This is a genomic window from Pseudomonas hunanensis (assembly GCF_013393325.1).
Lineage (GTDB): Bacteria > Pseudomonadota > Gammaproteobacteria > Pseudomonadales > Pseudomonadaceae > Aquipseudomonas > Aquipseudomonas putida_P.
On sequence record NZ_QJRC01000076.1, the window covers coordinates 45,324 to 66,207 of the forward strand.

The window sequence follows — 20,884 nt, forward strand, 5'->3', positions numbered from 1 at the left end:
AAGGCACGATGATGAAAATGAGCAGCGGCAGCACGCCAACCCCAACGCCGGTCACCCTGCGTTTTGGCGTGTTCTTCGATGGCACTGGTAACAACCAGCACAATGCCACGGCGATGGATGAGCAGGGCAGCAAGGGCTGCAGTTATGGCAATGCCTTGAGCAATGTGGCCCTTTTGCATGCGTTGTATCCGGCAGATGCAGCCAATGCCAATGGCCCGCAGGCGTTTTTGAAACAATATGTGGAGGGCGTGGGCACCCTGGCCGGTGAAGCCGACCATGTCTACGCCTCTGCCACCGGGCGTGGGCGTACGGGGGCCGAGGCGCGGGTTGCCGAGGCTTTGCAGGGCATGGCCGAGCAACTGCAGGTGTGGCAGCGGGCGCATCCGCAGGCACTGCTGGAGCGGGTCGAGTTCGATCTGTTCGGGTTCAGCCGCGGAGCGGCGGCGGTGCGGCACCTGGCCAACCTGCTGAACGATGGCGCGGGCGGGGTGTTGCCGGTGGTGTGTGAAGCCTCGATCAACTTTATCGGCCTGTTCGACACCGTAGCGGCGATCATCGCGCCGTTGCAGGGTGACTTCGATCCCGCCAACGGCCGCCATGGCAACCTGCGCCTGGGGCTGGCTGCGGGTATAGCCCGACAGGTGGTGCAACTGGTGGCGGGGGACGAGCTGCGGCACAACTTCCCGCTGGTGTGCAGTGGTCACGACATCGTGCTGCCGGGCGTGCACTCGAATATAGGGGGTGGGTACCCGGAAACCACGTTGGAACAGGTACTGCTGTGCAAGCCGCAGTCACAGCGTGTGCCGGTGGGTATGCGTGCCGAGCAGAGCCGCGTGCATGCCACGGCAAGTGCCTTGCTGGCTTCGGCGTTTGCCAATATGGGCGAACCCAGGCCGCAAGTAACGACCTGGGAGGAGCCGATTGCCGGCGGCCGACCGGATGAGGCGCAAAAGCAGGTGTACGCAGCGGTGTACCGCGAGCGGCAGGTGGCGGGGCAGTTGTCCCGGGTGTACTTGAGCGTGATGCGGGCGTTGGCGGTACGGGCTGGCGTGCCGTTTGCGCCGTTGGGCGGGCAGGCTGAACATGGGGTGCCGGATGAATTGCTGGCGATTAGCCGCAAGTTGCATGCGTTTGCCCTTGGAGAAGTTACCCAGCTGGGGTTGAGTGAGCAAGAGCAGCAGCTGTTGCGCGAGAAGTACGTGCATGCGTCGGCGAATTGGAATGCACTGAAGGGCTTGCGCAACAGTGTGCTGGATGTGCTGTTCGTCAATCGGCCGGGGGCAGGCGGGCGAGTGGTGCATGCGAACCCGGCACACTGAGCCATCGAAATGACTGGGCAAGGCTGCTTCTACAGGGTGCGCGCCAGTCGTTCAGCGTTGCGGGCCCTGGCCAGGTACGCCTCCTGCGCCAGCGTCAGCAGCACCGTCAGCAGCATGAACATGACCGATGCGATGAAAACCCCGTTGGGCAGGTGCTGGTCGAGCATCCAGCCGAACGCCACCGGCCCGAGGGCGCCGCCGATGTTGAACCCGGTCGACACCAGCCCGAAGGTTTTGCCCTCGGCACCTGGCGGCGCCGCCGCCTTGACCAGCATGTCCCGCGATGGGGCGATGACCCCGGTCAGCAGGCCAATGGCGCCCAATACAACCACCAGTGCCCAGCCCTGCAGCAGCCCCAGGGCCACCAGCGCGGTCAGTGCCGCTGCCAGTGCGAAGGCCAGCGCCGCCACCAGACCGTGGCGCCGGGTACGGTCGGCCAAGGCGCCACCGCACAGTACACCGGCAGCGCTGCACAGCAGGAAAGCGGTGAGTGCGGTGTTGGCCCAGGCCAGTGTCAGGCCTTGGCCCTGAATCAGGGCGGCTACGGAAAACTTCTCGATGGCACTGGTGCTCAGGTTGAGCAGGATGAACAACACCGTCAGCACGCCGATCATCGGTGTGAACACGCGCAGGCGGCCTGTTGTTGGCGCCAGGCCTGCGCCTTCTTTGTTGCAAGGCCTGGCGGCCTGGTACACGCCACTGCCCGGTATCGATATCAGCAGCAGCGCAGCTACCCCGAACACCGCGCCCACCGCCAGGGCTGCCGGTGTGCCGAACACGGTGGCGATGCCGAGGAAAAGTGCCGGCGTAACCGCCGAGCCGAGGAAGCCGGCGAAGGTATGAACAGAGAACGACCGCCCCAGGCGTGCCGGCTCGATGCCATTGGCCAGCAGTGCATAGTCTGCCGGGTGATACACGCCATTGGCCAGGCCGGCCATGGCCATTGCCACCAGCAATACCGCGTGACTGGGGCTGGCCGCCAGCAGCAGGAAGCTGAGGCTGCCCAGCAACAGCCCGGCCTTGAGCACTTTACGCGCTCCATAGTGGTCGACGGCATAACCCAGCGGGGCCTGTACCAGGGCCGAAACGATGTTGAACACCGCCAGGGCTACGCCGAGCTCGACGAAGCCCACCCCCAGCAGGCCAGGCAGCACGGGCAGTAGCGCCGGGATCAGCATGATGTGTACATGGCTGACGAAGTGCACGGCAGCAATTTGAGTGAGTAGCTTGGGGCCAGCTTGGGGCATGTCGATACCTGTCGAACGGCGTGCGCCTTTGGCGCACAGCAAGGAGGTGGAAGCCCGGTTAGCGGGAGGCGCCGCCGAAGCCGGGCAGGCGACCGTTCAGCGCAGCATGGGCCAGCAGGCCAATCACCAAGCCCCAAAAGGCCCCGCCAATGCCGAGCAGGCTGATATTCGCAGCCGCTGCCAGGAAGGTGATCAGTGCGGCCTCGCGTGAGCGGGCATCGGCCATTGCGCTGGCCAGGCTGGCGCCGATGGTGCCCAGTAGTGCAAGGCCTGCCAGGGTGGTGATGAAGGTGGCGGGCAGGGCCATGAACACACTCGCCAGGGTGACGCCGAACACCCCCACGAGGATGTAGCAGACACCGGCAGCGATCCCCGCCACCCAGCGCTTGCTCGGGTCTTCATGGGCTTCCTTGCCGGTGCAGATGGCCGCCGTGATAGCGGCGATGTTGAAGGCGTGTGAGCCGAAAGGGGCCATCAGCAACGAACCCAGGCCAGTGACCGCGACGATCGGGCTGGCGCTGGTCTTGAAGCCGTCATTGCGCAGCACCAGCATGCCAGGCATGTACTGCCCCGTGAGGGTGATCAGGAACAGTGGCAGGGCCACGCTGAGGGCGGCATTGACGGAGAACGTGGGTGCGGTGAACACCGGTGAGGCGAACTCCAGCCGTAAGGTTGTCAGGCCCACGTGCCCCTGTAGCAACAGGTAGCCCAGGCCCAGTAACAGAATGGCGACCACGGCGTAACGGGCGGTGAAGCGCTTGAATGCCACATAGGCTGCAATCAGCAGCCCGGCCAGGGCGGGGTCGACCGACAGGCTGGCGAAGGCGCCAATGCCGAACTGCAACAGGATGCCCGCCAGCAGGCCGGCGGCAATGCCGCCCGGAACGAGCCGGACCAGGCGCTCGAACCACCCGCTCAGCCCCAGCACCACGAAGCCTGCGGCTGACAGCAGGTACGCACCTACGGCCTCGCTATAAGGCACATTGGCCAGGGCGGTGACCAGGAACGCGGCGGCTGGCGTGGACCAGGCCGTGATGATCGGTTCGCGGCTGTACCAGGATAGCGCCAGGCCGCTGAGGCCGACGCCGATCGACACTGCCCAGACCCACGATGACGTCAGTTCCGGGCTCAGCCCGGCCACTTTGGCCGCCTGGAACACCAGGATGAATGTACCGCCGTAGTTGACGATGACCGAAACGAACCCGGCTATCACCGGGTGAAGGATGTCTGTCAGCTTTAACGGGGTTGCAGAGCTTTGTGCAGGCGCGTCCATGATGGCCTCTGGTAATGGTCAGGTGCTGCAGAAGTACGCTGCCCGTCAGCGACTGGCTGCCGGGCAGGTTTGAGGGTCAGTTGGCCAGCGCTACCAGCAGGCTTTTCAGGTAAGTGCTGCCCTGTCCATCCAGCGGTTGCAGGGGCAGGCGCGGCGCGCCGACATCCTGGCCGAGCATTTTCAGGCCGGCCTTGATGGTGGTGGGCAGGCCACGGCGGGTGATGTACTCCAGCAGCTCGTACTGGCGGTAGAACAGCGTGCGGGCTTCGGCCAGCTCACCGTGCTGTACGGCGTCCCACAGCGCCAGGTTCAGTGCCGGGATCAGGTTGGGCGCGGCGGTACACCAACCCGTTGCGCCGGCCACCAGGGCTTCCAGGGTGAGCGGGTTGCAACCGTTGTAGAACGCCACCTGCCCATCGGTGGCTTTGAACAGGCGGTGCATGCGCTGAATGTCGCCGGTGCTTTCCTTGACCATGGTCACATTGGGTACTTCGCCAAGGATGCGCAGGATCAGTTCCACCGACAGGTCGGTGCCGCTGGTGCCCGGGTTGTTGTAGAGCATGATCGGGATGTCGATGGCCGCGCCGACTGCTTTGTAGTGGGCAATCACTTCCGCTTCGGTGAGTTTCCAGTACGAGATGGGCAGCACCATCACAGCGGTAGCGCCGCAGGCCTGTGCCAGGCGGGCGCGCTGCACGGTGCGCGCGGTGGTCAGGTCGGACACGCTGACCACGCTTGGCACGCGCCCGGCAATGCGTGCCTGGCTGAAGCGCACCACGGTTTCCCATTCGCTGTCGGACAAGTAGGCCCCTTCGCCGGTGCTGCCCAGCGGTGCGATGGCATGCACACCGCCTGCGATCAGGCTATCGATGGACATGCCCAGGGCATCCAGGTCGAGTGTGCCGTCTGCGGTGAAGGGAGTGATGGTGTAGCCGATGACGCCGCGAATTACAGAAGTAGACATGACCAGGCACCTTTGCCGTTGTTGAGGAAAGAGTACAGCTTCGATCAGCCCAGGCAGTCGCCATGGGCACGCAAGGCACGGCGCGCGTAGTAGCTGAACGCGGCACCATGACGTTTGGGGGTGGAGATCCAGTCGTGGGCTTCTTTGCCCAGTGCTTCGGGGATGGGGCGGATGTCACCGGCGCCCATGGCCAGCAGTTGCATCTTTGCCGCGCGCTCGAACAGCAGGGCGAGCACGCAGGCTTCTTCGATCGAACCACCGGCAATCAGCAAACCGTGGTGAGAAAGCAGGATCGCGCGCTTATCGCCAATCGCCTTCGCGATGATTTCGCCTTCTTCGTTGCCCACCGGCACGCCGGGCCACTCCTTGAGGAATGCGCAGTCGTCGAACAACGGGCACAGGTCCATGTGCGAGATGGCCAGCGGCACTTCCAGCATCGACAGGGCCGCGCTGTGCAGCGGGTGGGTGTGGATGATGCAGTTGACGTCGGGGCGGGCGCGGTACAGCCAACTGTGGAAGCGGTTGGCCGGGTTGGCCATGCCACGGCCTTGCAGCACGGTGAGGTCTTCGTCCACCACCAGCAGGTTGGAGGCGGCAATTTCGTCGAAGCCCAGGCCCAGTTGTTGGGTGTAATAAGTGCCAGGTTCCTGGGCGCGCGCGGTGATCTGTCCGGCCAGGCCAGAGTCGTGGCCGCCGTCGAAGAGGATGCGGCAGGTGAGGGCAAGTTTTTGCCGGGCGGTGTAGGTATTGTCGGCCAGCGCCGTCAGCATCTGCTGCTGGGCGAGTTTGACCAACTGGTCCTTGGGGGTGTGCATGGTGGTCGTCATGGGCGGTACCTGCTTGATGAAAGGCTGAGTGACCAGGGGTGTTTCCAGGACACTTGGCGATCTTAATGACACCTTGTGTCATTTTCAAGCTTTGCGTGACACCTCCGCGTGACAGCTTTGCAACCTCATGCTCGCAAGCTTGCTGCCCTCATAACCATGAACCGGTCGTGGCAGGCGAGTACCATGAGCAGATCCAACCCTCGATACGGTCTAAGCATGTTTCTGGATTTACACGTGCGGCTCGCTTGCGAAGCCGACCTCGATGCACTCTTTGCGCTGGATGTTATTGCGCAGCGCGAAGAAAGCCGGCGGGCATTCATTGCCCACTCGGTAGCCTGCGGCCATTGCTGGGCGGCAACGGACGCTGCCAACACTGCGGTGCTCTTGGGTTATGGCGTACTGGACAAGTCGTTTTTCGGGCAGGACTTCATTGCGCTGGTGGTGGTAGGGGATTCGGCGCGTCGCCGTGGCGTAGGCGCAGCCATTCTGCGTGGGCTGGAATCCCGGTCCTTTGGTACCAAGTTGTTCACCTCGACCAACGCGTCGAACCTGCCGATGCAGGCGCTGCTTGCAAAGTGCGGTTTTATCGGCAGTGGTCAGGTTGAAAACTTGGACGAAGGTGACCCAGAGCTTGTTTTTGTAAAGATAAGGCCCTGATGCGCGAAAACACCGGCAAAGCCGGTGTCATCTGCCACGTTGGATACTTCGCAGGTGAACCCGCACCTACAGGGCATAGCCCGTTGCTGCGGCGTCAATGGTTCAAGCGCCTATGCAAAGGTCGTCCAGGCGGTTTGCTACATCCCTTTGCGGGTACTGCCGGAAAGCGTCTGAAATGGCGCTGATCAGCTGCGCGTCCGTGATCGGGTCCAGCCCAGGAAAACGCTTGCCATTACAGTCAACGTCATGGGTAAGCACAGCCTCGACACTGGCGCCGTTGTCCCTGTAAACCTGCCTGATGGCCTGGGCCTCCAGCGCTTTGTCGTCCTTGCAGCGCAGGGCATGGTGAATGGCCAGGGCGGCGCCAAAGGCCAGCGCCGGGGTTTCAATACCCTGCTTGCGGGCAAGGTCGATGCTGCTGAGGATGCGTTCGTTGCGTTGTAGCTTGCGCAACGGGTCGCGTCCCACCCGGGCGCAAGGGTCTTTGAACGAGGTTTTACAGCGCTCCAGGAAGGTATCGGCAAAACGGCTGACCACCTCTGCCATTTGCGGGTACTCCGCCACCAGTGCGGGGCCGACTTCCTGGCGAATCAGGCGCTCGGCCAGCTCGCATACGCGCGCGTCGCCCATGCCTTGGCCTACCGAGTCATGGCCCAGCAGGCTGGCGTACCAGGCAACGATGGCGTGCGGGCCGTTCCACAGGCGGTTCTTGATGACCTGGATCTGGGCAATGTCAGGCACCGTCTTCACCTGGCGCAGGCGTTCGAGCAGGTCGCTGCCGTGCTCTACATACAGCGGCATGTCGGGCTCGCTGTTGAACAGGATCAGGTGCAGCTGGCTCATTGCGCTGCTGGGCTGGGCAAAGGGCCTGAAGCGCCCGATCAGGCGTTCGTATTCAGGCACTGGCGTCGATGCCTTTGTGGCAACTGCCGGCTCGTCTTCCAGGCTGTTCTGGAACATCTGCGACTTGATGCGCAGTTGCCGCACCAGTGCGTCGTTGCTGAGCTTGGAGACGATGCGGCTGACCACCGTTTCGGCGAAATGGGTCTTTTCCAGCACTTGCTTGCCGATGGCTGGCGGGCACAGCAAGGCCAACTCCGCTTGCACATGGCGGCGCACGAACGCGGCGCCGCCCACCTTGTTAAGCACGATCAGCAACGTAAGCTCACGGCCACGTCGTTCGAAACGTTGCAGCAGCCCTTTGGCAATCACCTTCGCCTGGTTGCGGATGGCCTGCTCGGGCAGGCTCAGGCCGATGATTTCGGCCGTGGTGTACATGCCGATTACCGCGTCGTCATCGTCCAGGTCGATCATGCGCACGTTGTCGATGGTCTGGTCGAACGATGTAGCCCCATAGCGCACGCTGTAGCGGCCGAAGGCATTGACGCTTTCGCGCAGCATGCGCGAGCGCGTCGCGGCGATGATTTCACAAGGCCGGGTGTAGCCATCCCAATGGGAAAAGACCTGCGTCAGGTAGCCACCCCCGATGGCGCCGAAACCATGAATGCCCACGCGGAACTGGTTCATGGAGGCCGGGAAGCTTTCGTTCAGTTCGGGCATGCCCAGGTCGGGAACGCACTCGCTCAAGTCGGCCAGGAACTCGGTCATGCTGCGGTAGGCCTTGAGCGCGGCCGCCTTGATTTCTGGGGCAGGCGGTTTGATGTCCTCGATCAGTATCGCCTGGCCTTCAGCACGGATGGCCGACAGCATGCCGTTCTCCGAATCTTCGACCATGAAGCATTGGCCAGGCTCGCAATTGAGCGCGCGGGCAGCTTTCAGGAAAATCTCGGGGTGGGGTTTGCCCTGGCTGACTTCATCGCCACAGACGGTGATGTCGAAGTACTTCAGCACGTTGGCGTTGATCAGGTATTCCTCGGCAATGGCACGGCGACTGGACGTGGCCACCGCCATGGTCAAGCCCGATTTGCGCAGGCGTTCCAGTACCTCCAGCAGGCCGGCCTTGATCGGTACGCCGTGATTGCGCACGTACGCCAGCTCAAGTTCATCCGCGCGTTTGCGGATCTCGGTGTATGGGAAGTCTTCACCGTTATGCGCCTTGGCCAGGGCCTCGGCTTTTTTCGCGCTCAAACCCAGCGAGCCGATCAAAGTGTCCTCGCTCAGCGCTTTGCCGAAGATTTCAAGAGAGGCTTGCTTGAGTGTCTTGAAGCGCAAGCGTTCGGTGTCGAAGAGGGTGCCATCCATATCGAAGATGGCGCTGAGAAGCTGTTTACCTTGGAAGAAAAGCATCGAGTGTTGCCCCCGTGGGTGCGTCGGACATCTCGCCTGTAGCAAGCGAGTACGGCGTGTGAACTGCAGCGTCGGCAGTCAGGTCGGGGGCACGCGTTTGTCAGGTGCACGCTCAGGCGTGACACAGAGATAAGGCGGGGCAGAGCGGGGAGTGCAGAGGAGGTTTGCAACCTTTGAAGCGAGGCGGGCGGCGCGTTTGGCCTTGAGGTCACGCCCACTGGCTGCAGTCGGTTTTGCAGGCAGTGGGCGCAAATAGCGATGGATACGTGTGATTCCAAGCATAAGGTGGTTTGCGTCCTTTTTCGTCATGGGTGATCCTTTTTCAGCCTTGCACGTATGCGCCGCGACATGCAAGGCTTGGCCTCCCGCTCCAATCCCGCAACAAGGTGAACCGCAATGACCCAAGCTACCGACCAGGCTTTTTATGACCGTGCCGATGCGCACATCGAACTGGCGAACCAGCAGATCGAAAAGTTCGAAGACCTGGGCAAGGTAAGCGCCTCGCTGACCTTCGGTGCCGCCCGCTTCAGCGCCTGGATGAGCGCCCGCAGCTTCAAGAGCGGCGCCGAGCTTGGCGCCGCGCGGGAAGAGATTCTGAAGTACTTCTGTGAGCAGTACCGGATGATGCTCGAGGACAACCTTGACGAGCATATCGAGCATTTTGACCAGTACATGCTGGGCAAGAACGACTGAGGCTGCGTGGGCATGCCTGCTCCCACAGGGATAGCGTATCCCTGCACTCAACGCGGAACCTGTGGGTGGTCACAGATGAGGCAGCGGCAGGGTGGGCCAAGCCTCAGCGATTGGTCCATTTCTCCAGCAAGATCGAAACGAACTTCTCCGCCGCAGGCGACAACGATGCGCCGCGCCGGTATACCAACCCCAGCGTGCGGCTAACCTGCGGCTCGATCAGCGGCACGCTGACCAGCGTCGGGTGGTCGGCGTCGGGCATGGCCAGGCTGGGCATGGCGGACACACCCAGCCCGGCCTCGACCATGCCCAGCGACGTGGACAGGTGTTGCACTTCGTAGAACCATTTGGGTCGCAGGTTGAGCCCGGACAACGCGTGGTCCAGTAGCATGCGGTTGCCGCTCAGGCGGCCGACGCCGATCAGGCGGTAGTCAGCCAGTTCCGTCCAGGTAACGGAGGCCCGGTTCGCCAGTGGGTGGTCGCGCCTGCAGGCCAGCACAAAGTGCTCTTGCACCAGTGTGACAAACTCGATGTCCGGGTGCTGGCCGCTCATCATGTTGATGCCGAAATCGGCCTCGCCGCGCAGCACGGCTTCGAGCCCGTCGTTGGCGCTAAGGTCCAGCAGGCGAATGCGGATTTTCGGGTATTGCTCGTTGTAATCGCGGATCACCGACGGCAGGAAGTAGAACGCTGCGGTGGGGATGCAAGCAAGGGTAACCTGGCCGGTCTGGCGCTCGGCCAGCTCGCGAATGCTGAGGATCGAGTCTTCAAAATCATCCAGCAGGCGCCTGGCCTTGGGCAGGAAGTCGCGGCCCACGCTGGTCAGGCTGACCCGGCGGGTGGTGCGCTCCAGTAGCGAGGTGCCCAGGCCTTCCTCCAGCTTCTTGATCCGCCGGCTCAAGGCCGGCTGGGAAAGGTGAAGTGCTTCGGCGGCTTCGTGGAAACTGCCGAGTTCGGCGATTTTCACGAAAGATCTGATGTCTTGCAGCTCATATTCCATAAGAAAACCCGCTACTGTCGCCGTGTTTGATTGATGTTTGAATCGCAATAATGGCTACGATATTTGCATTGGATTGATTTATCCAGGCCTGTCACTCTTTTGCTCACAGCATCAATGATGTCCATTGATCAACAAGAGTGCAAAATCATGCAACGTATTCCTTGCGTACTCATGCGCGGTGGTACCTCGAAAGGGCCGTTCTTCCACGCCTGGGACCTGCCTGCCAATGTGGTCGAACGTGACGAGTTGCTGATCAACCTGATGGGCTCTGGCCATGAGCTGGAAATCGATGGCATCGGTGGCGGCAGCCCGCAAACCAGCAAGGTGGCGATCGTCAGCCCTTCGTTGCACCCCGAGGCTGATGTCGATTACCTGTTCGTTCAGGTGATGGTTGCCCAGCGCCGTGTCGACACCGCGCCCAATTGCGGCAACATGCTGTGCGCCGTGGGCCCGTTCGCCATCGAGCAAGGCCTGGTCAAAGGGCAGGATGGCAAGACCTTGGTCCGCATCCGTAACCTGAACACCGGTACCTTGGTCAATTCGCTGGTGGAAACCCCCGGCGGTATCGTGCGCTACGAAGGCCGCACGGCAATCGATGGCGTACCGGGCACTGCCGCCCCGGTGCACCTGACCTTTCTCGATGCCGTGGGCAGCAAGACCGGCAAGCTGTTCCCCACCGGCAAGGCCACGGATGTGATCGATGGCGTACCGGTAACCTGCATCGACATGGCCATGCCCATGATGGTCGTGCAGGCCAGTCAACTGGGGGTGACCGGATCGGAAACCCCTGCAGAACTCGACGCCAATGAAAAACTGCTCAAGCGCCTTGAAGCACTGCGCCTGAAAGCTGGCAGGGCCATGGGCCTTGGCGACGTCAGTGGCATGGTAATCCCCAAGCCGGTGCTGGTGTCTGCGCCACGCTACGACGGCACATTGCAGGTGCGTTACTTCATGCCGCACAACTGTCACCGTGCGTTGGCCATCACCGGGGCGGTAGGGCTGGCGACTGCCTGCGTCAGCCTCGGTACGGTAATTGGCGACCTGCTTGGCGAGGGCGCCCGGCAGTTGACCGACGTGCGCCTGGAGCACCCGAGCGGCGGTATCGATGTGGCGCTGTCGCGCAGTGCTGCCGACGGCAAGACAACCCAGGTTTCGGTGGTACGAACCGCTCGGCGGCTCTTCTCAGGCTTTGTCTACGCCCCTACCTTGCGCAGGCTGGCAGGGTAGTCAAAGGCGGCATGCCGCCTGCTTCATACATGCACCAAGCGCATCCGCACAATTTCAACAATGGTGATGCCCCATGAAACTCGCCAAATCGCTGTATTTCCAGATCCTTTGCGCCGTCCTGCTGGGCGTATTGGTCGGCCACTTCTGGGCGCAACAGGCCGTTGCGCTCAAGCCCTTGGGCGACGCCTTCATCAAGCTGATCAAGATGATGATCGCCCCGGTGGTGTTCTGCACCATTGTCACCGGCATCGCCGGGATGACCGACAAGCGCTCGCTGGGGCGCCTGATGAGCAAGACGTTGCTGTTGTTCCTGGGCCTGACGGTGGTGAGCCTGGTGATTGGCCTGGCGGCGGTTTACCTGTTCAAGCCGGGTGTGGGCATGAACATCGACCCCGCCACCCTCAGCACCGAAGGCCTCAGCCAGTACACCGCGTCGGCAGCCAAGCTGGGCGTGGTCGACTTCTTCATGCACATCATTCCCGATACCTTCATTGGCGCCTTCAACAAGGGTGAAGTGTTGCCGGTGCTGTTCATTGCCGTGCTCAGCGGCTTCGCCCTGTCGTCGATGGGGGACAAGGGCAAGCCAGTGCTGGATGTGCTGGAGTCTGCCTCGACCATGGTGTTCCGCATTTTTGGCTACCTGATGCGCTTTGCGCCGGTGGGTGCCTTTGGTGCGCTGGCTTTTACCGTCGGGCAGTACGGCATCACCTCGCTCGGTGCCCTGGCCAAGCTGGTGGGTACGCTGTACATCGCCTGTGCGTTCTTCGTACTGGTCGTACTGGGTGGCATCTGCCGTGCCCATGGTTTCAGCCTGTGGAAACTGCTGCGCTATTTTCGCGAGGAGTTCCTGGTGGTGCTGGGTACTTCGTCCACCGAGCCGGTGCTGCCGCGCATGCTGGAAAAGCTCGAAAAGCTGGGCTGCAAGAAAGGTGTGGTAGGCCTGGTGTTGCCAACCGGTTACTCGTTCAACCTCGACGGCACAGCCATCTACCTGTCGCTGGCGGCCATCTTCATCGCCCAGGCCTGCAACATCGACATCACCCTGGGACAGACGCTGACCATGCTGGCGATCATGTTGCTGTCGTCCAAAGGCGCCGCCGGGGTGACAGGCAGTGGTTTCGTCGCCCTGGCCTCGACCCTGACTGTGATTCACGACATCCCTCTGGCCGGCCTGGCGCTGCTGATCGGCGTCGACCGCTTCATGTCTGAAGCCCGCGCCCTGACCAGCCTTGCCAGCAATGCAGTTGCCACCGTGGTGATCTCGCTGTCCGAGAATGCCTGTGAGCGGGATACGCTGCTGCGCACACTCAACGGTGAACAACCGGTACAGCCGGATTGCGCTACACCTGGCCAGGCCACTTGGCCCGCCGAGCCGCACCGCCAGGGCTGAACGCCCTTCGTACTACTGAACATTGACTTAAAATTCCACTCAGCGTCGCAGCGATGCCGAGTGGGGTTGGAGGCTGCCTGCCCGGCGGGCGGCCACGCACAATAAAAACAAGAGAGAAAGACCATGCTCGCACTCCTGGGCCTGATCATGGTGGTGACCTTCACCTACCTGATCATGAGCAAGCGCCTGTCGCCTATCGTTGCGCTGACCGTTGTCCCGATCGTGTTCGCCGTCATCGGCGGCTTTGCCCCCGAACTGGGCAAGATGATGCTCGAAGGCCTGAAAATGGTTGCGCCATCGGCAGCGCTGCTGCTGTTTGCCATCCTGTTCTTTGGCCTGATGATCGATGCCGGCCTGTTCGACCCGCTGATCCGCAAGATCCTCAAGCGGGTAAATGGCGACCCGGTCAAGATCGCCATCGGCACTGCACTGCTGTCACTTCTGGTGGCACTGGACGGCGATGGCACGACCACCTACATGATCACCTGTGCCGCCATGCTGCCGCTCTACAAGCGTATCGGCATGAACCCGATGATTCTGGCCACGGTGTCGATGCTGTCGCTAAGCATCATGAGCGGCCTGAGCCCGTGGGGCGGGCCGGCCACGCGGGCCATTGCCGCGCTTGGGCTGGACGCCAGCGAGTACTTCATCCCGATGCTGCCGACCATGATTGGCGGTGCGGCCTGGGTGGTGTTCACGGCCTTCCTGCTGGGGCGCACCGAACGCCGCCGCATCGGCAACATCGCCCTGGAGTCCGGTGGCGGCAACTGCTACATCAAGGAAATCCTCGGCGACAACCCGTACAAGCGCCCGCGCCTGGCCTATGTGAACCTGTTGCTGGTCATCGCCGTCATGACTGCGCTGGTAATGGGGCTGATGCATGCCGCCATCCTGTTCATGATCGGCTTCGTCGCCGCGTTGATGATCAACTACCCACAGCTGGAACTGCAGAAGGCGCGCATTCTGGCGCACTCGGGTAACGCCATGACGGTGGTGCTGCTGGTGTTCGCCGCGGGTATCTTTGCCGGGATCTTCTCGGGTACCAAGATGGTCGACGCCCTGGCGCAAACCCTGGTGGACTGGATTCCCGAAGAATGGAGCCACTGGTTCCCGTTGGTGGTGGCGCTGACCAGCATGCCACTGACCTTCGTGCTGTCCAACGACGCCTATTACTTTGGCGTGGTGCCGATCCTGGCCAACGCCGCAGCGGCTTACGGCATCGACCCGCTGGAAATTGCCCGCGCCTCGGTGCTCGGCCAGCCGGTGCACCTGATGAGCCCGCTGGTGGCGTCGACGTTGCTGCTGGTCGGCATGGTCGACCGCGACATCGGTGACTTCCAGAAGGCGACCTTCAAGTGGGCCGTGCTCACCTCGCTGGTGATCACTGCACTGGCTTTGCTCACAGGGGCCTTGTCCTTCTTCGTCTGAGCGTTACGGGCGCTGCCCGGCGCCCGGCACCTTGTGCATCCTGAAAACAACAACAAGAGTACCGATCATGTCCCGTGCTGTGTTCCGTGGGGCCACGTGTGGCCTGCTCTGCGGCTGGCTGCCTGTTGCCGGCGCTGCCGGTTTCGTCGATGACAGCAAGCTCAAGCTTCAACTACGCAACGTCTACTTCAACGAGAATTTCCGCGACGAACACGGCATGAGTGCACGTGCTGCCGCTAGCGCCAAAAGCGAACGGGTGGAGTGGGCACAGGGTTTTCTGCTGGACTACCAATCCGGATTCACGCCCGGCGCATTGGGCGTGGGGCTGGACGCCCTCGGGCTGGTGGGTGTCAGGCTGGACTCTGGTCGTGGGCGCAGCGGCACCGGGCTGCTGCCGGTTCATGACGACGGCCGTGCGGCGGACGAATTTGCCAGCGCCGGGGTAACGGCCAAGGCCCGCGTCGGGCAGACTGTGGTCAAGCACGGTACCTTGCTGCCGAAAACGCCGGTGCTGGTCTACAACGACGCGCGGCTGTTGCCGCAGACGTACGAGGGTACCCAGCTGACCAGTACGGATATCGACGGGCTGACACTGACAGCGGGCCACCTGGACCGCTTCAAACAGCGTGATTCATCGGACAGCACCGGCCTGTACCTGGATGGGTACGCGGGCGGCAGGTCCGGTGACTTCAACTTCGCCGGCGCCGATTATGCCGTCAGCAAACAACTGCGCCTGAGCTACTTCCATGGCCAGCTCGAGCACTTCTACCGGCAGGACTTCGCCGGCCTGGTACACGAACTGCCGCTGGCGGGTGGTGTGTTGAGCACTGACCTGCGCTATTTCAAGAGCCGCGACAGCGGTGCCGCCCAGGGCGGCGCAATCGACAACGACATGTTCAGCGGGCAGATGGCCTATGCCCATTCGGGCCATACCCTCGGTGCCGGCTACCAGGTGCTCGGCGGTGAGGCAGGGTTGCCTTACATCAGCGGTGCGACGGTGTATTCGTTCAGCAACGTCGGCATCGGCAAGTTCATCGAGGAAGAAGAAAAGACCTGGATGGCAAGCTACGCCTACAACTTTGCGGCAGCAGGCGTGCCGGGCCTGACCTTCATGGCGCGATACCTGAGTGGCGATAATGGCTGCTCGGGTGCCGAGGGCATCAAGGAGTGGGAACGTGACGCCGAGCTTGCCTACGTGGTGCAGGGCGGGCCGCTGAAAGGTTTGGGTGTGAAGCTGCGCAACTATATCTATCGTTCGGATTTTGCCCGCGGGCGCGACAGCAATCGCTTGTACCTTACCTACGATATCGCCATCTGGTGAGGGTGCAGGCCGGACCACATGTCCGGCCCTGAACCGGCTGCTGCGCCCTGGGTCAACGGCGCAGTAGGCGAGAAATCACCAGTGTGACAGCGGCGGTGATTGCCAGCGCGGCGATAGGTTTTTCCTTGACGAACGAAGACACCGTGTCCAGGGCATCCCCATAGGTCTTGGTCACCTGGCCTGCAGCCTGACGCGCATCGCCTTCGGCTTCCAGCGAGGGGTCTTCGACCAGCCGGCCGACAGCGCTCTGCGCCTTGCCTGCAAGGTTCTCTGCAACACCTTCGATCTGTTCGCGTTTCATGATGGCTTAGTTCCTTCCTGTGAGCGGCTAGGGTTAACAGCACAGGCTTAGGGCGTTGGCAGGCCGCAATGGTTCCAAGCGATTGCTTATTACCGTCAGGCCACGCGGTCCCTGTAGGAGCGGCCTTGTGTCGCGATCGGGCCGCAAAGCGGCCCCAGGATCTCAGCAACGACGCACACATTGCCGGGGCTGCCCTGCAGCCCGATCGCGACACAAGGCCGCTCCTACAAGGGATCGCACCTGGCTTGAGAGGGCGAGGCTAGCGGGCCTTCTTCTCAAGAATTCGCGCCCCGCTACCTTCCTTGGCCAGCACATCCTCGGGGTTACGCAGCGGGCAGTCCTCCAGTGACAGGCAACCGCAACCAATGCAGTTGTCCAGGCTGTCGCGCAACGCCTCCAGCGTGCGGATGCGGGCATTGAGGTCTTCGCGCCAGGCCGTGGACATCTCGCCCCACTGCGCCGCCGTAAGCTTGCTGTTGGGCGCATAACGGCTGAATGCCTGCTTGATGTCCTCCAGCGGAATACCGGTGCGCTGTGCCACTTTGATAATCGCCAGTGTACGCAGCACCAGTGAGGGGTAGCGGCGCTGGTTGCCCGCCGTACGGACGCTGGCGATCAGCCCCTTGGTTTCGTAGAAATGCAGCGCAGACACCGCCACGCCACTGCGTTTGGCCACTTCACCCACTGTGAGCATTCGCGTGTTGTCCACCGCCATGCGTGTTGACCTCAAGTTAAGTTGAGCTCTTATAGTCCTGCCCGATCTTCCCCGCAACCGCTTTCCTCATGATCGGAGCTCTGCATGAACAAACGGACGTTATTGGCCTGGGCCGGCGCTGTAGCCGGCGTGCTGGCCGCTGCCTATGCGTTGGTGGGTAGCGGCTCGGCGCCACCCGCTGCGGCGGCGTGGCCGGCGACCAAGGTGGCCTTGGCCACGGCCGAGCAGGTGCAGTTGGCGCGGCAGAACTTTGCTTCGGGGGAGCTGGAGGCGGTCAACCAGGTGCAGGTGGCGGCTGAGACGGCGGGGCGTATTACCCGCATCGCCTTCGAGTCGGGGCAGACGGTAACGGCCGGGCAGTTGCTGGTGCAGCTCAACGACGCGCCGGAGCAGGCCCAGCGGGTGCAGTTGCGGGCAAAATTGCGTAACGCTGAAGTGGTGCTGCAGCGCAGCCGCAAGCTGCGGGCGATGAATGCCGTGTCGCAAGAGCTGCTGGACAACGCCGCCACTGCCGTGGACGTGGCCAGTGGTGAGCTGCAGCATGTCGAGGCGTTGATCGCGCAGAAGGCCATTCGCGCACCGTTTGCCGGCAAGCTGGGCATTCGCCGGGTACATCAGGGCCAATACCTGGGCGCCGGCGAGGCGATTGTCAGCCTGGCTGACATCAACCAGTTGCATGTGAATTTTGCCTTGGGCGAGCAGGCTGCCCCCGAAGTGCACGTCGGGCAAGTGCTGGCACTGACGGTGGACGCAGTGCGCGGGCAAGGCTTCCAGGCCCGGGTGGTGGCGGTCGATCCGGTGGTCAGCAAGGCGCGCCTGGTGCAGGTGCAGGCAGCCTTGCCGAACCCGGACGGGCAGTTGCAGCCGGGCATGTACGCTGGCGTGCGCCTGGATGCCGCGCAGCCGTCGACCGTGCTGGCCGTGCCGGAAACCGCGATCACCTACACCGCTTATGGCCAGACGGTATTCGTTGCGACCCAGGACCCGGCGCATGGCACTCGGGTCAGCCGGGTGCGGGTAACCACCGGTGAGCGCTGGCAAGGGCGGGTGGAGGTCACGTCCGGCCTGGCGCCCGGTGACCGGGTGGTGGTTTCCGGCCAGTTGAAGCTCAGTGACGGCATGCCGGTCGAGCCCGTGGCGCAGGACAGCCTGCAGGCCAGCCAGGGAGGGCGGCAGTCGTGAAGTTTACCGATGTCTTCGTGCGCCGGCCGGTGCTGGCGCTGGTGGTCAGCAGCCTGATCATCCTGATGGGGCTGTTTGCCATGGGCAAATTGCCGATCCGCCAGTACCCCTTGCTGGAAAGCTCGACCATTACCATCAGTACCGAGTACCCCGGCGCCTCCGCCGAGCTGATGCAGGGTTTTGTGACCCAGCCGATTACCCAGGCGGTGTCGTCGGTCGAGGGCATCGACTACCTGTCGTCGTCCTCGCAGCAGGGGCGCAGCCTGATCACGTTGCGCATGGTGCTCAACCGCGACTCGACCCAGGCGCTGGCCGAGACCATGGCCAAGGTCAACCAGGTGCGCTATCGCCTGCCGGAAAAGGCCTACGACCCGGTGGTAGAGCTTTCGGCTGGCGACTCCACGGCGGTAGCCTACGTGGGCTTTGCCAGCGACAGCCTGTCGATACCGGAGCTGAGCGATTACCTGTCGCGGGTGGTGGAACCGCAGTTTTCTGGCATCGACGGCGTGGCCAAGGTGCAGTCGTTTGGCGGGCAGCGCCTGGCCATGCGCCTGTGGCTGGACAGTGAACAGATGGCTGGGCGCGGGGTGACAGCAGCGGACGTGGCGCAGGCGGTGCGGGCCAACAACTACCAGGCGACGCCGGGCCAGGTGCGCGGACAATACGTGCTGGCCGACATCCAGGTGGACACCGACCTGACCCGGGTCGAGGACTTCCGTGAGCTGATCATTCGCAACGATGGCACCGATTTGGTACGCCTGCGCGATGTCGGCACCGTCGAGCTGAATGCGGCGGCCACCCAGACCAGCGCCACCATGGATGGCAGGCCTGCCGTGCACCTGGGGCTGTTCCCCACGCCGACCGGCAACCCACTGGTGATCGTCGAGGGTATTCGCCAACTGTTGCCGCAGATTCAGCAGACCCTGCCACCCGGTGTGCATGTGGCGCTGGCCTACGAGACCGCACGTTTCATCGACGCTTCGATCCATGAAGTGCTGCGCACCTTGGTGGAGGCGATGCTGATCGTCGTGCTGGTGATCTGGCTGTGCCTGGGTTCGCTGCGCAGCGTGCTGATTGCGGTGGTTGCCATCCCGCTGTCGATGCTCGGTGCCGCGGGCCTGATGTTGCTGTTCGGCTTCAGCCTAAACCTGCTGACGTTGCTGGCGATGGTGTTGGCCATCGGCTTGGTGGTGGACGATGCCATCGTGGTGGTGGAGAACGTGCACCGGCATATCGAAGAGGGCAGGTCACCGGTCGCTGCGGCATTGATCGGGGCACGGGAAATCGCCGGGCCGGTGATCGCCATGACCCTGACCCTGGCGGCGGTGTATGCGCCGATCGGGCTGATGGGCGGGCTGACCGGCACGCTGTTCCGCGAATTTGCCCTGACCTTGGCGGGAGCGGTGATCGTTTCGGGCATCGTGGCGCTGACGTTGTCGCCGGTAATGAGCTCGTTGCTATTGCAACCCGGACAGCAGCATGGCGCGATGGCCAACATGGCCGATCGGTTGTTCGCTGGGTTGACTGGCGCCTATGGACGGGTGCTGGCCTACACCCTGACACATCGCTGGATCAGTGGCGGCGTGGCGCTGCTGGTGTGCCTGAGCCTGCCCTGGCTGTACCTGCTGCCCGAGCGTGAGCTGGCCCCGGCCGAGGACCAGGCGGCGGTGCTGACCGCCATCAAGTCGCCGCAGCATGCCAGCTTGGAATATGTGGAGCACTTTGCGCTGAAACTGGACGAGGTGATGAAGTCCATCGGCGAAACCACCGACACCTGGATCATCAACGGCACCGACGGCCCGGCCGCCAGTTTTGGTGGCATCAACCTCAGCGCCTGGCAGGTGCGCGAGCGTTCTGCCGCGCAGGTGCAGGCACAGTTGCAGCAGGCAGTGGCGGATATCGAAGGCAGCAGCATCTTCGCCTTCCAGGTCGCTTCGCTGCCGGGTTCCAGTGGCGGCCTGCCGGTGCAGATGGTGCTGCGCAGTGCCCAGGATTACCCCGAGCTGTACCAGACCATGGAGGTGCTCAAGCAGCGCGCCCGCGACAGCGGGCTGTTTGCCGTGGTGGACAGCGACCTCGACTACAACAACCCAGTGGTCAAGGTGCGCGTCGACCGCGCCAAGGCGGCTAGCCTGGGCATCAGCATGCAGGCCATTGGCGAGTCGCTGGGGGTGCTGGTGGGCGAGCAGTACCTCAACCGTTTCGCCCTGTTCGGGCGGTCCTATGACGTGATCCCGCAGAGTATTCAGGACCAGCGCCTGACGCCTGCGGCGCTCAACCGTCAATACGTGCGCGCCGAAAACGGCAGCCTGGTGCCGTTGGCTACGGTGGTGCACCTGGATATCGAGGTGGCGCCCAACCGCCTATTGCAGTTCGATCAGCAGAACGCCAGTACCCTGCAGGCGATCCCGGCGCCAGGAGTGTCGATGGGCAACGCCGTGGCATTTCTCGAACAGCTCACCACCGAACTGCCGCCGGGCTTCAGCCACGATTGGCAATCGGAGTCGCGCCAGTATGTGCAGGAGGGTTTTGCCTTGATGTGGGCGTTTCTCGCTGCCTTGGTGGTGATCTACCTGGTGCTGGCAGCGCAGTACGAAAGCCTGGTCGACCCGTTGATCATTCTGGTGACCGTGCCGCTGTCGATCTGCGGCGCACTGCTGCCGCTGGCGCTGGGCTGGGCCACGTTGAACATCTACACGCAGATTGGCCTGGTGACGCTGATCGGCCTGATCAGCAAGCACGGCATCCTGATGGTGGAGTTCGCCAACGAGATCCAGGTGCGCGACAACCTTGATCGTGCTGCCGCCATTGTCCGAGCTGCGCAGATACGCTTGCGGCCGGTGTTGATGACCACGGCGGCGATGACCTTTGGCGTGCTGCCACTGCTGTTCGCCAGTGGTGCCGGGGCCAATAGCCGCTTCGGGCTGGGGGTGGTGATTGTGTGCGGGATGCTGGTGGGGACGTTGTTTACCTTGTTCGTGTTGCCGACGATCTATGGGTGGTTGGCGCGAGATCATCGGGTGACCACGGGGCGGGCGCAGCAGTTGCTGGAGGCTGAACGCGTTCTGGGTATGTGAAGCGCAGCAGCCCCGATTG

The 20,884-nt window shown here is 62.9% G+C and carries 17 protein-coding genes; 9 read left to right on the top strand and 8 right to left on the bottom strand.

Annotated features, from left to right (window positions below):
- Positions 1-8: 8 nt before the first annotated feature.
- Positions 9-1,319 carry a phospholipase effector Tle1 domain-containing protein gene (locus DM807_RS07985; RefSeq protein ID WP_179027241.1) on the top strand — a complete coding sequence of 437 codons (1,311 nt, stop codon included), beginning with the start codon at positions 9-11 and terminating at the stop codon, positions 1,317-1,319.
- Between the two features lie 29 nt (positions 1,320-1,348).
- Here the strand turns inward: DM807_RS07985 and DM807_RS07990 are convergent, their stop codons facing one another.
- The 4 genes from DM807_RS07990 to DM807_RS08005 all read right to left on the bottom strand — a co-directional run bounded on the left by DM807_RS07990 (position 1,349) and on the right by DM807_RS08005 (position 5,630).
- On the bottom strand, positions 1,349-2,566 hold the full coding sequence (locus tag DM807_RS07990) for an MFS transporter (RefSeq protein WP_012271237.1): 1,218 nt from the start codon (positions 2,564-2,566) through the stop codon (positions 1,349-1,351).
- 58 nt (positions 2,567-2,624) lie between these two features.
- A complete protein-coding gene (locus DM807_RS07995) occupies positions 2,625-3,839 on the bottom strand; it encodes a benzoate/H(+) symporter BenE family transporter (protein ID WP_069943364.1) in 1,215 nt (404 codons plus the stop codon).
- Between the two features lie 76 nt (positions 3,840-3,915).
- Complete coding sequence (locus tag DM807_RS08000) at positions 3,916-4,803, bottom strand: dihydrodipicolinate synthase family protein (RefSeq protein WP_012271239.1); 888 nt, start codon at positions 4,801-4,803, stop codon at positions 3,916-3,918.
- 44 nt (positions 4,804-4,847) lie between these two features.
- Complete coding sequence (locus tag DM807_RS08005; RefSeq protein ID WP_012271240.1) at positions 4,848-5,630, bottom strand: aldolase; 783 nt, start codon at positions 5,628-5,630, stop codon at positions 4,848-4,850.
- 183 nt (positions 5,631-5,813) lie between these two features.
- On the opposite strand from DM807_RS08005, the gene DM807_RS08010 reads away from it, so the two are divergent.
- Positions 5,814-6,287 (top strand): GNAT family N-acetyltransferase, encoded by a 474-nt coding sequence (locus DM807_RS08010; RefSeq protein ID WP_012271241.1) that lies wholly within the window; start codon positions 5,814-5,816, stop codon positions 6,285-6,287.
- Positions 6,288-6,389: 102 nt separating this feature from the next.
- Here DM807_RS08010 and mtlD read toward each other — a convergent pair whose 3' ends face one another.
- Entirely contained in the window at positions 6,390-8,534 is a 2,145-nt protein-coding gene (gene mtlD, locus DM807_RS08015) for a bifunctional mannitol-1-phosphate dehydrogenase/phosphatase (protein ID WP_012271242.1), read from the bottom strand.
- Positions 8,535-8,930: 396 nt separating this feature from the next.
- On the opposite strand from mtlD, the gene DM807_RS08020 reads away from it, so the two are divergent.
- Complete coding sequence (locus DM807_RS08020; RefSeq protein ID WP_012271243.1) at positions 8,931-9,227, top strand: DUF3144 domain-containing protein; 297 nt, start codon at positions 8,931-8,933, stop codon at positions 9,225-9,227.
- 103 nt (positions 9,228-9,330) lie between these two features.
- Here the strand turns inward: DM807_RS08020 and DM807_RS08025 are convergent, their stop codons facing one another.
- Positions 9,331-10,224: a LysR family transcriptional regulator gene (locus tag DM807_RS08025; protein ID WP_012271244.1), complete on the bottom strand. Its 894-nt coding sequence runs from the start codon at positions 10,222-10,224 to the stop codon at positions 9,331-9,333.
- 147 nt (positions 10,225-10,371) lie between these two features.
- On the opposite strand from DM807_RS08025, the gene DM807_RS08030 reads away from it, so the two are divergent.
- The 4 genes from DM807_RS08030 (at position 10,372) to DM807_RS08045 (ending at position 15,590) form a co-directional block, all read left to right on the top strand.
- Complete coding sequence (locus DM807_RS08030; protein ID WP_012271245.1) at positions 10,372-11,451, top strand: 4-oxalomesaconate tautomerase; 1,080 nt, start codon at positions 10,372-10,374, stop codon at positions 11,449-11,451.
- A gap of 73 nt (positions 11,452-11,524) precedes the next feature.
- The gene (locus tag DM807_RS08035) at positions 11,525-12,841 is read left to right on the top strand and encodes a dicarboxylate/amino acid:cation symporter (protein WP_012271246.1); all 1,317 of its coding nucleotides are present in this window, start codon (positions 11,525-11,527) and stop codon (positions 12,839-12,841) included.
- A 123-nt stretch (positions 12,842-12,964) separates the two neighbouring features.
- Complete coding sequence (locus tag DM807_RS08040) at positions 12,965-14,269, top strand: CitMHS family transporter (protein WP_179027242.1); 1,305 nt, start codon at positions 12,965-12,967, stop codon at positions 14,267-14,269.
- A 67-nt stretch (positions 14,270-14,336) separates the two neighbouring features.
- Positions 14,337-15,590 (top strand): OprD family porin, encoded by a 1,254-nt coding sequence (locus DM807_RS08045; RefSeq protein WP_179027243.1) that lies wholly within the window; start codon positions 14,337-14,339, stop codon positions 15,588-15,590.
- Between the two features lie 52 nt (positions 15,591-15,642).
- Here the strand turns inward: DM807_RS08045 and DM807_RS08050 are convergent, their stop codons facing one another.
- Both DM807_RS08050 and soxR read right to left on the bottom strand, forming a co-directional pair.
- Complete coding sequence (locus tag DM807_RS08050) at positions 15,643-15,891, bottom strand: CsbD family protein (RefSeq protein ID WP_012271249.1); 249 nt, start codon at positions 15,889-15,891, stop codon at positions 15,643-15,645.
- 259 nt (positions 15,892-16,150) lie between these two features.
- Positions 16,151-16,606 (bottom strand): redox-sensitive transcriptional activator SoxR, encoded by a 456-nt coding sequence (soxR, locus tag DM807_RS08055; RefSeq protein ID WP_012271250.1) that lies wholly within the window; start codon positions 16,604-16,606, stop codon positions 16,151-16,153.
- 84 nt (positions 16,607-16,690) lie between these two features.
- Here soxR and DM807_RS08060 point away from each other — a divergent pair, with 84 nt between their 5' ends.
- Positions 16,691-17,788 (top strand): efflux RND transporter periplasmic adaptor subunit, encoded by a 1,098-nt coding sequence (locus DM807_RS08060; RefSeq protein WP_179027244.1) that lies wholly within the window; start codon positions 16,691-16,693, stop codon positions 17,786-17,788.
- Entirely contained in the window at positions 17,785-20,865 is a 3,081-nt protein-coding gene (locus DM807_RS08065; RefSeq protein ID WP_179027245.1) for a MexW/MexI family multidrug efflux RND transporter permease subunit, read from the top strand. The genes DM807_RS08060 and DM807_RS08065 overlap by 4 nt, the downstream gene beginning before the upstream one ends.
- Positions 20,866-20,884: the final 19 nt, after the last annotated feature.

What these genes read in the sequence shown, in the direction of transcription:
- DM807_RS08040 (WP_179027242.1), top strand. Translation starts at nt 12,965, where the DNA reads ATGCTCGCACTCCTGGGCCTGATCATGGTGGTGACCTTCACCTACCTG.
- DM807_RS08060 (WP_179027244.1), top strand. Translation starts at nt 16,691, where the DNA reads ATGAACAAACGGACGTTATTGGCCTGGGCCGGCGCTGTAGCCGGCGTG.
- DM807_RS08025 (WP_012271244.1), bottom strand. Translation starts at nt 10,224, where the DNA reads ATGGAATATGAGCTGCAAGACATCAGATCTTTCGTGAAAATCGCCGAA.
- DM807_RS07990 (WP_012271237.1), bottom strand. Translation starts at nt 2,566, where the DNA reads ATGCCCCAAGCTGGCCCCAAGCTACTCACTCAAATTGCTGCCGTGCAC.
- DM807_RS08005 (WP_012271240.1), bottom strand. Translation starts at nt 5,630, where the DNA reads ATGACGACCACCATGCACACCCCCAAGGACCAGTTGGTCAAACTCGCC.
- DM807_RS08035 (WP_012271246.1), top strand. Translation starts at nt 11,525, where the DNA reads ATGAAACTCGCCAAATCGCTGTATTTCCAGATCCTTTGCGCCGTCCTG.
- DM807_RS07985 (WP_179027241.1), top strand. Translation starts at nt 9, where the DNA reads ATGATGAAAATGAGCAGCGGCAGCACGCCAACCCCAACGCCGGTCACC.
- DM807_RS07995 (WP_069943364.1), bottom strand. Translation starts at nt 3,839, where the DNA reads ATGGACGCGCCTGCACAAAGCTCTGCAACCCCGTTAAAGCTGACAGAC.
- mtlD (WP_012271242.1), bottom strand. Translation starts at nt 8,534, where the DNA reads ATGCTTTTCTTCCAAGGTAAACAGCTTCTCAGCGCCATCTTCGATATG.
- DM807_RS08050 (WP_012271249.1), bottom strand. Translation starts at nt 15,891, where the DNA reads ATGAAACGCGAACAGATCGAAGGTGTTGCAGAGAACCTTGCAGGCAAG.
- soxR (WP_012271250.1), bottom strand. Translation starts at nt 16,606, where the DNA reads ATGGCGGTGGACAACACGCGAATGCTCACAGTGGGTGAAGTGGCCAAA.
- DM807_RS08020 (WP_012271243.1), top strand. Translation starts at nt 8,931, where the DNA reads ATGACCCAAGCTACCGACCAGGCTTTTTATGACCGTGCCGATGCGCAC.
- DM807_RS08010 (WP_012271241.1), top strand. Translation starts at nt 5,814, where the DNA reads ATGAGCAGATCCAACCCTCGATACGGTCTAAGCATGTTTCTGGATTTA.
- DM807_RS08000 (WP_012271239.1), bottom strand. Translation starts at nt 4,803, where the DNA reads ATGTCTACTTCTGTAATTCGCGGCGTCATCGGCTACACCATCACTCCC.
- DM807_RS08045 (WP_179027243.1), top strand. Translation starts at nt 14,337, where the DNA reads ATGTCCCGTGCTGTGTTCCGTGGGGCCACGTGTGGCCTGCTCTGCGGC.
- DM807_RS08030 (WP_012271245.1), top strand. Translation starts at nt 10,372, where the DNA reads ATGCAACGTATTCCTTGCGTACTCATGCGCGGTGGTACCTCGAAAGGG.